This window comes from Algoriphagus ratkowskyi, from assembly GCF_002150505.1.
GTDB classification, from domain to species: Bacteria; Bacteroidota; Bacteroidia; order Cytophagales; family Cyclobacteriaceae; genus Algoriphagus; species Algoriphagus ratkowskyi.
Window position 1 is genome coordinate 238,952 of sequence record NZ_MSSV01000009.1, and the last position, 13,480, is coordinate 252,431.

Annotated in this window: 16 protein-coding genes and 1 tRNA gene; 2 read left to right on the top strand and 15 right to left on the bottom strand. The window is 39.2% G+C overall.

Annotation, left to right across the window (positions count from 1 at the left end; all coding sequences use genetic code 11):
- Positions 1-125: 125 nt before the first annotated feature.
- From trhA to BVH02_RS12240, 11 genes are all read right to left on the bottom strand, one after another.
- Positions 126-806 (bottom strand): PAQR family membrane homeostasis protein TrhA, encoded by a 681-nt coding sequence (trhA, locus tag BVH02_RS12190; protein WP_158093885.1) that lies wholly within the window; start codon positions 804-806, stop codon positions 126-128.
- Between the two features lie 600 nt (positions 807-1,406).
- The gene (locus BVH02_RS12195; RefSeq protein WP_086501727.1) at positions 1,407-2,051 is read right to left on the bottom strand and encodes a hypothetical protein; all 645 of its coding nucleotides are present in this window, start codon (positions 2,049-2,051) and stop codon (positions 1,407-1,409) included.
- Positions 2,044-2,436 carry a hypothetical protein gene (locus tag BVH02_RS12200; protein WP_086501728.1) on the bottom strand — a complete coding sequence of 131 codons (393 nt, stop codon included), beginning with the start codon at positions 2,434-2,436 and terminating at the stop codon, positions 2,044-2,046. The genes BVH02_RS12195 and BVH02_RS12200 overlap by 8 nt, the downstream gene beginning before the upstream one ends.
- Positions 2,437-3,153: 717 nt before the next feature.
- Positions 3,154-3,238 (bottom strand) — tRNA-Ser (locus tag BVH02_RS12205).
- A gap of 99 nt (positions 3,239-3,337) precedes the next feature.
- A complete protein-coding gene (locus BVH02_RS12210; protein ID WP_086501729.1) occupies positions 3,338-4,405 on the bottom strand; it encodes an asparaginase in 1,068 nt (355 codons plus the stop codon).
- Positions 4,402-5,178, bottom strand: a complete 777-nt coding sequence (locus BVH02_RS12215) for a TatD family hydrolase (RefSeq protein ID WP_086501730.1) — start codon at positions 5,176-5,178, stop codon at positions 4,402-4,404. Before BVH02_RS12215 ends, BVH02_RS12210 begins: the two co-directional genes overlap by 4 nt.
- A 128-nt stretch (positions 5,179-5,306) precedes the next feature.
- Positions 5,307-6,416 carry a glycosyltransferase gene (locus tag BVH02_RS12220; RefSeq protein WP_086501731.1) on the bottom strand — a complete coding sequence of 370 codons (1,110 nt, stop codon included), beginning with the start codon at positions 6,414-6,416 and terminating at the stop codon, positions 5,307-5,309.
- Positions 6,413-7,039, bottom strand: a complete 627-nt coding sequence (locus BVH02_RS12225; RefSeq protein ID WP_086501732.1) for a polysaccharide deacetylase family protein — start codon at positions 7,037-7,039, stop codon at positions 6,413-6,415. The genes BVH02_RS12220 and BVH02_RS12225 overlap by 4 nt, the downstream gene beginning before the upstream one ends.
- A gap of 4 nt (positions 7,040-7,043) precedes the next feature.
- Positions 7,044-8,243 carry a PP2C family protein-serine/threonine phosphatase gene (locus BVH02_RS12230; protein WP_086501733.1) on the bottom strand — a complete coding sequence of 400 codons (1,200 nt, stop codon included), beginning with the start codon at positions 8,241-8,243 and terminating at the stop codon, positions 7,044-7,046.
- Positions 8,244-8,245: 2 nt separating this feature from the next.
- Positions 8,246-8,497: a hypothetical protein gene (locus tag BVH02_RS12235; protein ID WP_086501734.1), complete on the bottom strand. Its 252-nt coding sequence runs from the start codon at positions 8,495-8,497 to the stop codon at positions 8,246-8,248.
- Positions 8,498-8,531: 34 nt separating this feature from the next.
- Positions 8,532-9,632: a glycosyltransferase gene (locus tag BVH02_RS12240; RefSeq protein WP_086501735.1), complete on the bottom strand. Its 1,101-nt coding sequence runs from the start codon at positions 9,630-9,632 to the stop codon at positions 8,532-8,534.
- 21 nt (positions 9,633-9,653) lie between these two features.
- Between BVH02_RS12240 and ruvC the strand changes: the two genes are divergently transcribed.
- On the top strand, positions 9,654-10,229 hold the full coding sequence (ruvC, locus tag BVH02_RS12245; protein WP_086501736.1) for a crossover junction endodeoxyribonuclease RuvC: 576 nt from the start codon (positions 9,654-9,656) through the stop codon (positions 10,227-10,229).
- A 255-nt stretch (positions 10,230-10,484) separates the two neighbouring features.
- Here ruvC and BVH02_RS12250 read toward each other — a convergent pair whose 3' ends face one another.
- Positions 10,485-11,039, bottom strand: coding sequence for a porin family protein (locus BVH02_RS12250; RefSeq protein ID WP_086501737.1), 555 nt, complete (start codon positions 11,037-11,039; stop codon positions 10,485-10,487).
- Positions 11,040-11,218: 179 nt separating this feature from the next.
- Here BVH02_RS12250 and BVH02_RS12255 point away from each other — a divergent pair, with 179 nt between their 5' ends.
- A complete protein-coding gene (locus tag BVH02_RS12255; protein WP_086501738.1) occupies positions 11,219-11,782 on the top strand; it encodes a Crp/Fnr family transcriptional regulator in 564 nt (187 codons plus the stop codon).
- Between the two features lie 144 nt (positions 11,783-11,926).
- Here the strand turns inward: BVH02_RS12255 and BVH02_RS12260 are convergent, their stop codons facing one another.
- From BVH02_RS12260 to BVH02_RS12270, 3 genes are all read right to left on the bottom strand, one after another.
- On the bottom strand, positions 11,927-12,313 hold the full coding sequence (locus tag BVH02_RS12260) for a hypothetical protein (RefSeq protein WP_223271860.1): 387 nt from the start codon (positions 12,311-12,313) through the stop codon (positions 11,927-11,929).
- Positions 12,314-12,483: 170 nt separating this feature from the next.
- Positions 12,484-12,972 (bottom strand): hypothetical protein, encoded by a 489-nt coding sequence (locus BVH02_RS12265; RefSeq protein WP_086501739.1) that lies wholly within the window; start codon positions 12,970-12,972, stop codon positions 12,484-12,486.
- 91 nt (positions 12,973-13,063) lie between these two features.
- On the bottom strand, positions 13,064-13,438 hold the full coding sequence (locus BVH02_RS12270) for a hypothetical protein (RefSeq protein WP_143244210.1): 375 nt from the start codon (positions 13,436-13,438) through the stop codon (positions 13,064-13,066).
- Positions 13,439-13,480: the final 42 nt, after the last annotated feature.

Below are 13,480 nucleotides of genomic sequence, written 5' to 3' on the forward strand. Positions count from 1 at the left end.
CTTTTAAGGATGTGAGCTGCAGCCGAATCATGCGGATACAATTTCTGAATCTGCGAGATGCTATCTCAATAGAAGTTAGCAGACAACCGAAAACTAATTGAGTACAGTCCAGTTTTTTCCATTATTTATTCCTCATCACTTCTCACCGCAACTGTCTGAATCGATTGAATAATAAAAGTCCAGTGAAATCCGACTCCCAGTAATACTGCAAAATGAAATATCTCGTGAGGCCCTAAGTAGCCTTGTTTTAAAACTGGGTAGTTTACTCCATCAATGATGGCTCCTACGGTGTAAGCCAGCCCACCATATACCAGGTATTTGAAGGATATAGATTTCTTTAATTTCCATATCCCAATCACAGACACCATACCAAGCCATCCAAATATCAGAAAGATGGCATGTGTCATGTACTCGGGAAGATCTTCAAAATAGATTGACACAAGAGTAATCCCAAGCGTTGCGATCACCGAAGTAATGATCGTGATTCCCCATTTCATAAAACCGGTAAAGAGAATAACGTGAATAGCTATCAACGTCCCAGCAATCAATAAAAAAATACCTGCGTGATCAAGTATTCTTAGCACATAGCGAGCGGTAGTCTCTCTTTCGATTAAATGGTACGTTCCACTCATGCTAAGCAGGAAAATGGAAGCAAAGCCATAAATCAAAACTGGAAGTGGGTGTTTTCTTCCTACTCCACCTTTCTTAAAAAGAAACACAAGAAGAATCCCCACAGCTAAAGCTCCTAATAAATGAGTCCAGGAATCAATAGGATCGTCAAAACCAAGAATTGGATAAGTGTTCATTGGCGAAGGGGGATAATCTAAGCGTGAAAGTTCGGCAAGAAGTAGTAGCGTAATTATTTTAGAGAGTATACATGTAAGCATCTCTTCCACTGAAAGCAATTTCAGGATACGATAGTTCTGAAATGCAGATTTTCTATTTGTGGTTTGTGGAAATATTCGCCTTTAGTAAAGAGATCACTGATGTCGAAAGCTGGACAAATTGGATTAGATTTTTTCTGGGAGCAATTATTGGCCAGGCAAAGAAAAAAATGATCAAATATGCACAAAGTCATTTGCGTCTCATAAAGTAAGTGAGATGAGACAAAAGAATATCTTGTATCTCATCTGTAATACATAAAAATAAATAAGCAAAACAGCTTTGGATGGCTCTTACTTTTCCAACCCTACGAATGCGCGAGAATCCAAAGGTTTGAGAATCTATTTATGATCATCTATACTTTGACTAGTACTGTCCCATAAAAGGTGTGTAAATGGATATTTGAGACTTTGATTAAATGGATGAGTTTTTGAGACTTAAAATTGGGGCTTTTCAGCGGAGATATCCTTACCAAAACTGTCTCAAAAAACGGTCGTTTTACGAGACATTAAACCTTGCTAAATTTAAACGTTTTTTGACTTTTCTATCAAGCGATTTTCAATACGAAAAATTAGGTCATACACATAGTCAAAATATGGTTTCGAAGTTTGTGTTGCAAAACTCTCCATCTGTAGAGCTTGAAGAAAGGGTATTATTTTTTGATTTACACTGATCTCCTTTTTCTCATTGGGATTAGAAAAATTCCCTTGGATCATTTTTAAATCATCTGGTAAATGAGCTAAAATATTGCTTGAGTCTGCATGTGAAAATCCATTTCTCATTAAAATCCGAATTCGATCGAAAAGGTAGTTTTTTTCTTCGCCTGTTATAAGCTCAAATTTTTTACACAGTTCAATTGAATTTGCTAAAGAAATTGTTCCGTACTTTTTATGTGGTTCTTGAAAAACCTCATTCCATTTATTAGTTTCTATTGACCCAATTCCAATTTCACTATTTATCAAAGCAAGCTTTAGAAGTCGTTCTAATAAATGATTTGTAAGTGTTATTGCTGCTCTATCAAAATTCAAGAGGAGACAATTGTTAATTTCAAATAAAAGCGTTCGTAGTTCACAAAAAACCTCTAGGTTGATTTCATAATATTTCGCACGATCATTGAAATTCGCTCCTATTTTGTTCTGGAACGATTTTTCGAATTCATCTTTATCCATACAGATGATTGTTATACAGTGCTATATAATTTGTCCAAGATCTGCGCTGCAGAACGCACCGGTGATAGTAGAAAATGAATAGGCAATTAGGTGGCCAGTCCAAAACGCCATTGATTTGCTTGTGGCTACTATGCCCGGAAAAGATTAATATGCGAGTAAAAAAGCGGCTTGAGGCCGCTTTTTCCTCAAACCATTCGGGATTATATTTTAATTCCTCTTTGGTAATCCCATTCAAGATGAAATCTTCTCCACTATCATTGCTTATATGATGAATTTTTCCAATCGATTTGAGCTTTTCGATCATCTTCCAGGCATTTGCTCTGCTTCCTTCATTGATCTCAATGAATTCTTCTTCTGTGACCCTTATAATTTCATTTTGGTTCATGGTAACTATTATTAATGGTGAACCTAAATTTACAACAAATACAGAATATTTACAAATGTTTAAATATAGAAACAAAATATAATTCTTATATTATAATAAAACCAAAATAATAAATCGTTATTTCAAGATTACTATTAATCCGGATTCCAGTGAATTACTATCACACAGAAGTATAGTAATATTCTTACCCGTAATTTTAAAATCAGTGAATTCCGATTTCGACATTCTCGATAAAATCCAAAATATCCCGGGAAAACTCGAACCCATATTCCTGAAGGATTGTGCTTTGCTCTCTTAGCGTATCTCACGTTCCGATCAAATACAGGTAATGGATGTTTAGAAAAACAGATTTATGATGTACCCCTGTTACCGCGTCCTGTGAAGACTATTTAAAAATGATCGCTATTTTTTTGATTGGTCATAATTTCCATAGAATTATAAAATAAGGAGAAGTGTCAGTTCCAAAAAAACACCAGATATCGCTACTGATTTCGCTAATAATTCAAATAAAAAAACCCTACCTATCATTTTTTCTGATAGTTAGGGTTTTTAGATGTAGAGAGGAAAGGGTTGCTCATACGCGCAAGCATGCCGCACTGTCCCTCGCGAATCTCCCGATGGTCGATTTCAAACCCGAGGGTTCTCACCCCTTCCAAATTCATCTTGATTTAGACTAAAAAGAAAAAGCCAACTTTATTGCTAAAGTTGGCTCTAATGTAGAGAGGAAGGGATTCGAACCCTCGATACCTTGCAGTATACACGCTTTCCAAGCGTGCGCCTTCAGCCACTCGGCCACCTCTCTAGGTTGTTTTCTGATCCAGCATTCTGAATCGGAGTGCAAAGAAAATTATTATTAGTGCCCTTTCCAAATAATCCCAGAAAATAGCCAATGAATTTGCTTCTATGCGCTCATCTCTCCTGCCAGAGCCACTTTCAGCTTGGCCACAATGACCTCGTGTTTACTCTCCTGCCCAAGCAAAAACATCAATTTTGTCACAGCTGCTTCCGTAGTCATATCTGTTCCGCTAATTACCCCCACATTAAGTAGTTCTTTGCTAGTCTCATATCTTCCCTGGATCACTCGACCTCCATTACATTGCGACACATTTAGTATAATCACTCCTTTTTTAATCGCTTTTTGCAAGGAATTCATAAACCAGTCCTCACTTGGACTATTTCCCGATCCGTAAGTTTCCAACACAATGGCCTTGAGTCCTTCAATATTCAGCATGGCATCAATCACTTTTTGTGTAATCCCGGGAAATAGCTTGAGAATAAGTACATTATTATCCAGCGTATTTCTAGTTACTAGCTTCTTATGGGATTCCAGCGGACGAATAGCCTGAGTATTATAATCTATCACGATTCCAGATTCGGCCAGCGGAGGATAATTCTCCGATTCAAAGGCATCAAAATGCACACTTTGCACTTTTTTGGAGCGATTTCCTCTCAACAGTAAGTGGTTAAAGAAAATACAAACCTCAGGCACTATCGGCTCTCCATTGATCTTTGCAGTAGCAATCTCAAGGGAAGTCATAAGATTTTCACGCGCATCTGATCGCATAGCGGAGATCGGCAACTGAGCTCCTGTAAAGATCACAGGTTTATTCAAGCCTTGTAGCATATAACTCAGCATCGAAGCAGAATATGCCATAGTGTCGGTACCATGTAACACCACAAAGCCATCATAGCTATCGTAATTCTCATAAATAATATATGCCATGTCCTTCCAATGACTCATGGAAACGTTGGATGAGTCTATCGGCTCAGGAAAGGAAATCACCGTAATGGCAATATCCATGGTATATAGGATAGGGATTTTCTCCAGTATCTGCCCGAAGTTGAACGGCACAAGTGCACCGCTATCATCATAAGCCATCCCAAGCGTACCACCAGTATATATAATGAGTACTGAGGATGTCTTGCTGGTGCGAAGTGCAGTATTTAATCGTACTATCTTATAGTTCATGATTCAATCTCACGGAATAAGTTAAGGGCATTTTCTTTTGTCTTGAGCGCTACTTCCTCTTTTGAAAGCTGTAGAAAATCTCCAATTTTCTCTGCTATAAATGGTAAATATGCCGGAGAGTTCCGCTTGCCTCTGAACGGTACAGGAGCAAGATAAGGAGCGTCTGTCTCCAAAACTAAATGCTCGATGCTGATTTCAGGGATTACTTTATCCAATCCCCCATTCTTGAAAGTAGCTACTCCACCGATTCCCAGCAGAAAGCCCATCTCAATGATTTGCTCTGCCTGATCCAGATTTCCATTGAAACAATGGAAGATCCCTTTTAACTTGCCGTCAAGCTCTGCCTTCACTATGGCAATTGTTTCGTCCATAGAATCTCGGCAGTGAAGGACAATCGGTAAATCTCTTTCCTTTGCCCAACTGATCTGAATTTTCAGCGCCTCTTTTTGCTGCTCAAAAAACGTCTTGTCCCAATATAAGTCCAGTCCAATCTCTCCAATAGCTGCAAACTGACGTTTATTCAGCCAGTCTTCCATGATAACCAGTTGCTCCCGAAAGTCCTCTTTCACATCACATGGATGCAGACCCATCATAGGAATGCATAAACCCGGATATTTCTCTTCGCAAGCGAGCATAGCTTCTATAGTGGATACGTCCACATTTGGCATGTAAACTCGCTCAATACCAGCATCTCTGATTTCTTGAATCACTTGATCACGATCCGAGTCAAACTTAGTTGAATAAATATGTGCGTGGGTCTCTATGTAATTCATACAATTATAATAAGTCTTATTAAATCCAATACCTGTCCGAATATTTCGGGTTGGAATCTGTCATAAATCATAATTATTCCAGGTGTAAGCCATGGTATTATACCTGTATGCCCCTGGGAGGCTTGATTTCAGGGGTATATTCTGGATTTCCATTGGGTCTTGGAAGGCCAAAAATAGTAAAGAATAGTAAGGAGGATGGTATAGAAATTATAAAAATCAAAAAGCAGTAAGTATATCCATTTGATAATTGCTCCTGATTTCCGGGCTATTCTTGCAAGAAATATGCCTTGCAAAACTATTTTGACCAATGAAAGAGCTAGCCCTACCGACACATTTATACTCATTATGGCAACTATAACTATGAAGTAAACTACTTGTAATGCTAATGCAAGTTTCCAATAAAAAGGCAGCGTCATCACGCCGCTAAGCCATCGCTTTCGTTGATGCAGCAAATTCATAAAACTCGTTTCGGCTTTGGTTTTAACAAGCATTCCTGGACTCACTTGATGCACTATAGAATAACCTGCATGCTGAATCGCTCTGGAGATTTCCAGATCTTCGGTTAGGCAAAATGGCAAGTTCTTAAAACCTCCACTTCGCTGATAAGCTTCTTTGCTGATCACCATATTATTTCCCAAGCCGGTTGTCGGAATGTTCAGATCTGTTGCCACTTTCACAAAACCCAAAGTCAACCACCAATCAATCTCCTGAAATTTTTCTAGCATGCCCGTCGCTTTCACCTGAGTGATCCCGATTACTATCCCAACATTTTCCCCGAAACAACTTACTCCTTCCCGTATCCAATCAGGATTCACATCACAATCCGCGTCTGTGAAAAAATAGTAATCTCCAGTGGCCCTCTCTTCCAAAATCGCCAATGCATTAGCCTTGCCATTTTCATTGTAAAGGGCAGTTTCTGATGATGATATCGTGATAAAAGTTCTGTTAGATGCCACCTTGCACCAGTCCTCTAAAATCACAGAAGTACCATCAGTACTCTGATCATCGACAAAGAGTAACTGGATTTGATCTTTAAGATAATCCAATTGCTCTAAAGAACGCAAAAGATCAGGAAGGTCTTTTTCCTCATTTCTGGCTGCTACCAGAACAGACACAAGAGGTAAGTCTTTTGGAAGCTTTCTTGGATGGTCTTTCCAGAAAATTTCAATACGTACTACAGCAATGACGAACTGAGCCAGTATCAACCCAACTATTCCATAACATATCCAGACTATCATAAGACATCTGCTTTCCAACCCATATCCTGTATGAAATCAAGGTATTGAGGTAGGATCTTTGGCAAAAGCTCCTTAGTCTTTATTTGATCATGAAAGACTGCAATAGTTCCAGGCTTGGTGTACTGGACGGATTTCTTCAATACTACTTCTGATTTCAAATTTCGATCATAATCACCAGAAAGCATATCCCACATCACTAGCTGATGAAATCTAGACACCTCCACTGCCTGGCTCGATTTGATCAGCCCATAGGGAGGGCGGAATAACTTTGTCTTTATCCCAAGCACATCTCCCAGTACTTTATCGCAAAGTTCTACATTATCCAAATAGATTGTCTTTTCGGTTTTCCACCCATTCATGTGATTGAAGGTGTGGTTCCCGAGCTTATGCCCTGCACTCACAATTTCCTGTGCCAAAGATGGATATCTAGCTACATTGTCCCCAACTATAAAAAAAGTCGCTTTCTGATCTCTTTTGGCCAATTCTTCCAAAACATAATCAGTAACTCCTGGCACTGGCCCATCGTCAAAAGTCAAGTAAACCGTCTTTTCCTCAGCACTTTTGCTCCAAAGTCTCTTAGGGAAAAGGCGCTGAACTAGTACGGGAACCGTATGCCAGATCATTCTATTAGAATCTTAAACTTAGCAAGGTCAGATCATCTCTCAGCGGCACATTTTTGGAAAACTGCTCAATCTTTTTCAAAAACTTCCGATGAAAATCATCTGGATCCATACCCATATTCTTGGTGACAAATGCCTCTAATCGATCTTCTCCGTACTCCTCTTCCTCGGGGTTCATCGCTTCTGTCAGACCGTCCGTGTAGAGATGTAGGGAAAAATTAGTAAGATGTTCACGTTTACCTATCTCCAAGAAGGGTAACTCATCAAAAGCTCCAAGGATTGTAGTTCCTGCCTGCAAGCTTTCAAATTCACCGGTTGCATCACGGCAAAGCAAAGGCGGGTTATGTCCAGCATTTACATACATAAGTTCGCGAGTTTTGAAATTGAAATAGCCTAGAAAAAAAGTAATGAATCGCTCCCCATGTGTATTTTCATATAGGGTATAGTTCAGCTGCTTTACGACCATTTCCAGATCTGCATCGCTGCGCAAAAGTGTACGCAATGCCGCTTGAAAATTAGACATCAAAAGTGCCGCAGCAATTCCTTTGCCTGATACATCCGCAATACAAAAGTAAACTTCGTCTTTGGATTTGCGGATCAGATCATAGTAATCTCCGCCCACCATGCTATGAGGTAAATAAGTGACCTTTGCTTTCAGCTCCTTATCTATAGGAAGTTCGGCTGGGAAAAGCATTTGCTGCACCTGAGAAGCAATAGCTACTTCCCGATTTAAGATTTCCTGCTCGAGTTGCTTTCGGGCAAATCGCTTATTTTCCAGTGCCACCACCAGAATATTGGTTAAAGCTTTAGTGAAATCAAGATCCAATTCCAAAGCCTCATCTTTCCTACGCAGAAAGAGAATCGCTAGCATCTTGTCTTTATGGTAGACTGGCAAATATTCAAGTTGTTCCAAAGAATAATCTGCTTCCAATTCCAAGCTTAATTCTCCCTGCTGATCCACTACCTGACTAGCAGCGATCAATTTCGGAATCTTCCCTTTTACGCCATGGGAGATTTTATTTTCAAAAGCGCCTTCTTTCGCCACGAAGAGTATCAATGCTTTGATATTCAGATGGACTAAACAGGTAAACTTGAAAATATTAAGCAAAATTGCTTCAGACTGATTCTCATTGATCGCCTGCGTAATTTCCAGCAGCGATTTCAATTGCAGTTCCTTGCGTTGATATTTATGTGTTTCAGTGATCAATTCTATAATGTGTTATGTGCCATCAGCCCTTTTTTTGTTGCCAAAAAATATAAGCCACTCCCCTCTTTAATAATATCTACTGTACTAAATCTCTCTTTGTCCGGATCATCCAGACATTTGACATAACCTTGAGAAAAAAGGCTTTGAAGGGTAGAGAGTAATAATTCTTCCTCCCATTCCAAGGTTTCCAAAAGATAACTATAGGGCTGAACGAAGTAAAGTTCGTCCATCAAATCAAATTCCTCGTCGTTCATGATTCTAAATTCAGTTTCTAAAATTAACACTTCTCTAGTTCCTTCTGCCCTTCCAAGTGAATTTTCCTCTGAATACTCCCCATCCAACTCGCAAGACATAAAAAGGATGCACAAAGGAAGTTTGAAGGAAAGAATAAGGACTGGAAAACCTACCGAAGCTTTTTAACACCTTTCCCAAACTCAATTTCTCTGCAGCTATTTTCAGCAGCCAAACTAACCCTAAAGCGAGTACACCTTTAACGCCTGATGAAATCAAATAAAAACTTCCAAGCCAAATTAACTGCGCCAAAAAACCTCCAGCGGCGGATAGGGCGTGAGAGATGGAGAAGTGTGCTTTCCATTTACTTGCCCAGCGAACGCGCTGATTAATTAAGCTTTGCCAAGTTTGCTCTGCCCTTGTTGTAACCAATATCTGGGAAGAATTTAAATAGACGCAGGCATCTCTCCCATACATTCCAGCTATTTTTTTTAAAAGAAACTCATCGTCTCCTGAGGCAATCTGCCGATTTCCTTCGTACCCATCCACCTGTTCAAATGCAGACTTCCTATAGGACAAGTTCGCACCACTGCAGATTAAGGGTTCTTTTTTGGCAAAAAAGTAATTTGTAACCAACAAAATACTTGCCCAGTCTAATGATTGAAACACCTCCAAAAAGGTGTTTTTTACCTCCACTAATACTGCTCCGGCCACGAGCTGGACCTGAGGATCCTGAAATGGATAAACCATTTCTTCAATCCAGGATTCTTTAAAACTACAGTCCATATCGGTGCACAGAATAATTTCTCCAACCGCCAAATTCACCCCATATTCTATAGAAGCTTTTTTTCCATTTGTTGGGATTTTGAGGATTTGAACATTTCTTTCCTCTAAAAAATACTGCTCCAATAGCTGAAAGGACGCATCCTCAGAATGATCATCTATAAGTAGAATCTCAAGATTTGGATAGCTTAACTTCTTTAGATTTAAGCTCAAATTCAAAGCATTTTCTGCTTCATTACGGAATGGGACAATAAGCGTCACCTCGGGATAAATGGCTTGAACATCAGCCGAATCCACTTTTTTGTGCCAAAATCGACTCATCCACCAAAGTATTGTGAAGTAACTCAGAGACCAGATGAGGTAAAAACTTAGCATGTTTTGGGCTAACTTGCGGGGGTGAGCAAAGAACAAGAAAAAGCGCCAAACGAAAAAATTATCCTAGGCATTGATCCCGGCACAAACGTCATGGGCTATGCATTGATTTTGACAGAAGGCAAAAAATACAAGATCCTTCAATATGGTGTGATTCATCTCAAAAAGTATGAAACACATGAATTGAAACTTAAGAAGATTTTTGAGCGGATCACGGGAATTTTGGAAGAATTCATGCCAGATAGCGTGGCTTTGGAAGCACCTTTTTTTGGTGTAAATGTGCAATCTATGCTCAAGCTCGGTCGAGCTCAAGGTGTAGCGATGGCGGCAGCGTTGGCGAGAGATATCCCGATCACTGAATATTCTCCTAAGAAAGTGAAGCAGTCCGTCACTGGAAATGGAAACGCATCAAAGGAGCAAGTTGCCGCAATGCTTCAAACACTTTTTTCGCTCACTGAGCTACCCAAAATGTTGGATGCTACAGATGCATTGGCTGTCGCGCTTTGTCATCATTTTCACGATGGAAGGTTACAGACAAAAGGAAGAAATGCAGGTTGGAAATCATTTATCGAAGATAACCCAGACCGGCTGAAGAAATAATAACACAGTGAATTGTAATGTTGGTAAGTAGTAAAAAGTAAAACCCGGCGCTAACCGGGTTTTTAAGTATTTCTATATAATGTATATCCAAAATTGCCACTTTCAGATTGAAGCCACTTCCGTCTTCTGTCTCCCATCTTCCGTCTTCTGTCTCCTGTCTCCTGTCTCCTGTCTTCTGTCTCCCATCTTCCGTCTTCTGTCTCCTGTCTTCCAGCTTCAAAAGCTAAATGACTACTTGTAAAATTTCGAAATCACCTAGAAATCATACCCTATTGAAATCTTCAACACATTGTTTTTAACGTTCTGATTGTAATAATTCACGCTCTGAAATCCTAAATCATAGCTTAGCTGAGCATTCAATCCGAGCGGTAAATTAGCTCCAACACCTATTACACCCCCGATATCATAGCCCTTGACAGGCTCTGTACTGGTATCAGTATCACCATTCAAAAACTCTAATTTTCTCGATACTAAGACCGACCCTTGTGGACCAGCGAAAACATTCAGAAATGGAAGGAAATTCACACGAAGCAATACCGGAAGATCTATATAGTTCAGTCGATCGTTTTTGACCCCACCATCATTCACTGAAGCGATTCGCTCGTGCCCTTTTTGAGAATATTGAAGTCCCGGTTCTATGGAAATAAATCCCAAGTCTTTTTTATAATATGCTCCAACATGAAACCCTGCAATAGCATCGGAATCAAAATCAGTGAAATTTGCGCTGCTGAAGCCTGCACGAACGCCAACTTGTGCCTGAGCAGTACCAAAGAACCCAAGTGCGAATACTAAAAGCAAAAGTTTTTTCATTATATATTAATTAGTTAGTAAGTAAAGTTCTGGTTGATAACTATGATTAAAAGCATAACTTCTTAGATATTTCTTCAATTAAGAGGTGTATTAATCTGCTTCTTTTTAAATTAACTGCGCAAATTTAAGTCTTCAAAAATTATTTCTACTCAGCCACCACGACTTTTAGCAACTACCAAATGGAAAATTTCTTAAGCCTATTCAGCAAATTCCCTACCATAAGCGATGAGGCCAAAGCTGCATTTGCAAGTCATTTAGTTGAATTTGAGGTAGAAAAAGGCTTTTTACTCGAAAAAGAGGGGCAAATAAGTCGCTATCTATACTTTGTAATACAAGGATCCGCTAGAAGCTATTACATCAGAGAAAATCGGGATATCACAGTTTCTTTCACGCTGGACGAAGAATTTGTCACCGCTATGCATTCTTTTATTACCCGGAAACCTTCCTATGAAAACATTGAAACAATGGAGAAAAGCAAGGTTTTTAAAATTTCCTATGACAATCTTCAAGCTTGCTTTCTCGAACACCCTGAACTCGAACGAGCTTATAGAATGATTTTGGAACAATACTATATCGTCTTAGAAGAGCATCAGATATTCAACAAATTCAAAACTGCTAAGGAAAGATACCTCGAATTGATGCAATACCGACCAAAAGTCATTCACAGGGCTTCTGTAGGCCAAATTGCTTCTTTCCTCGACATGACTATAGAGACACTTAGCAGAATTAGAGCAAAGATTTAATTCTTAGTAAGCCGTGCTAACAAGAAATCAACTCTACGTAAGCTTAATCATAGATTAACTGCCACTCCCTTTAAACTGATCTTCTTTGTAAGCGAATAGCACATTGAAAATTGTCAAGGAACCATAGGCTCATGTGATGTATTGCTAGAGATGCACTCGATCCTCGTCGTCAAGCTTTGGATGATTGCTGATGTTTTGTTCTAGTACTCTCAGTTTTTCGCGCACCATCACGATCTTATGGAAAAATGCTGACATCGGAATTTTTTTGGGCTGAAGTGATTCATCATTAGGTTCAAAAACCACTTTACCACCTATCCATTTACTACCCAAAAGCACAATTGGTGCTCGCTCGGAAGTTTGCATCAGCGCTTCTCGTATGGCCTTTTCCACGTCCTTCATTGTGAGTATGGGGAAGTCAGGAGCCTTAGCTTCCTTCACCGTAAATCCTTCATAATCTCTCGCAAGGATCTTGACTTCTTCGCTGGAATAAAAATAAATTTTGTAATACGTGTCATCCAGAGATAGAATCATTCCAGTCCCAAACTTTGGGTGTGCTAATTTGCTCCCCGGAGTCAGCTCACTCGCATGTTTTATTCTTAGAATAATTTATGAAACCTAAAATAAGGAATTTTGACATACCTGATTTAATGGCGTAACTCAAACTTAAAGAAAACGGGAGGTTTTTGACCTCCCGTCGCTACTTAATTTCTCAATTCATTTATTTTCTTCGACCAAGTTTGAGCTAGCTCCCACTCGTTCACCAAATAATCACTTAGGTCCTCGTTATATATTTCAACTTCGAAAGGCCGAATGTGTTCGTTAAACTGGTCCAGCACCAAAGTCACTTTGTTGATTATTTGAATTTTCTCTTTGCCTTTATTTATTTCCCGAAAAGTTCTGATTGGCTTACAAAGCCGCACTTGACTTAAATCTATTTTTTGAACCTTCGTCTCAGTCTCCTGTCTATTTAAGAAAAGTAGCTGCTTATTTTCTTGATCCAAACCTATACAATACGATTCTCGCCAGGTTTCAAAGTCACGTGCTTTAAGATGGCTAGCGTCACCTTCAGACTTGAGTTGTTCCTTCAGCAGATTGCCTTTATTCTTTTGTTTAGAATGATTGATAAGTAATGGAAGACAAACCATTGTGATCAAAAGGATCGATATAATTACTAATGTTAGTTCATTCATTATTTTCTAGTTAGATAAAATGGAATTTTAGTCCTGCCTGACATAATTAGTCAGGAGGAATAAGCAATGTCACGTAGAATTGCGCTCCGTTTTACCAGAAATAATGGAAAGGGAAAATGATCTTTGAAGTGGTGAGCGCACCTGGAATAGGTGAAGTTGAAAAAGCCCTATTTATCGTTTCTTCGTTAGAAAATATAAATAGAAATTTATTTATGGATGAAAAAAGTACTGGCCAATGTCCTGTTACGGACCACAAATGCTCCTGAGAAACTTCTCTTGAACTATTCCAATCAGGTCTGACACTCTGGTGAAAATCAAAGAAATTTGCTTCCCCATTAGCAACACTAGTAAGATTTCTGCCACCAAATTCATCTACAACTACCGGCTCTCCAAATCCTGCTGTTGGCATAACCACCCACAGGAATAGGTAATAAAAAAGGTATAAAAGAGAATTAAGTTTCTTCATTTTTTTTACGTAAGGCGACCCTTCGTATAGTTATCTCGCACA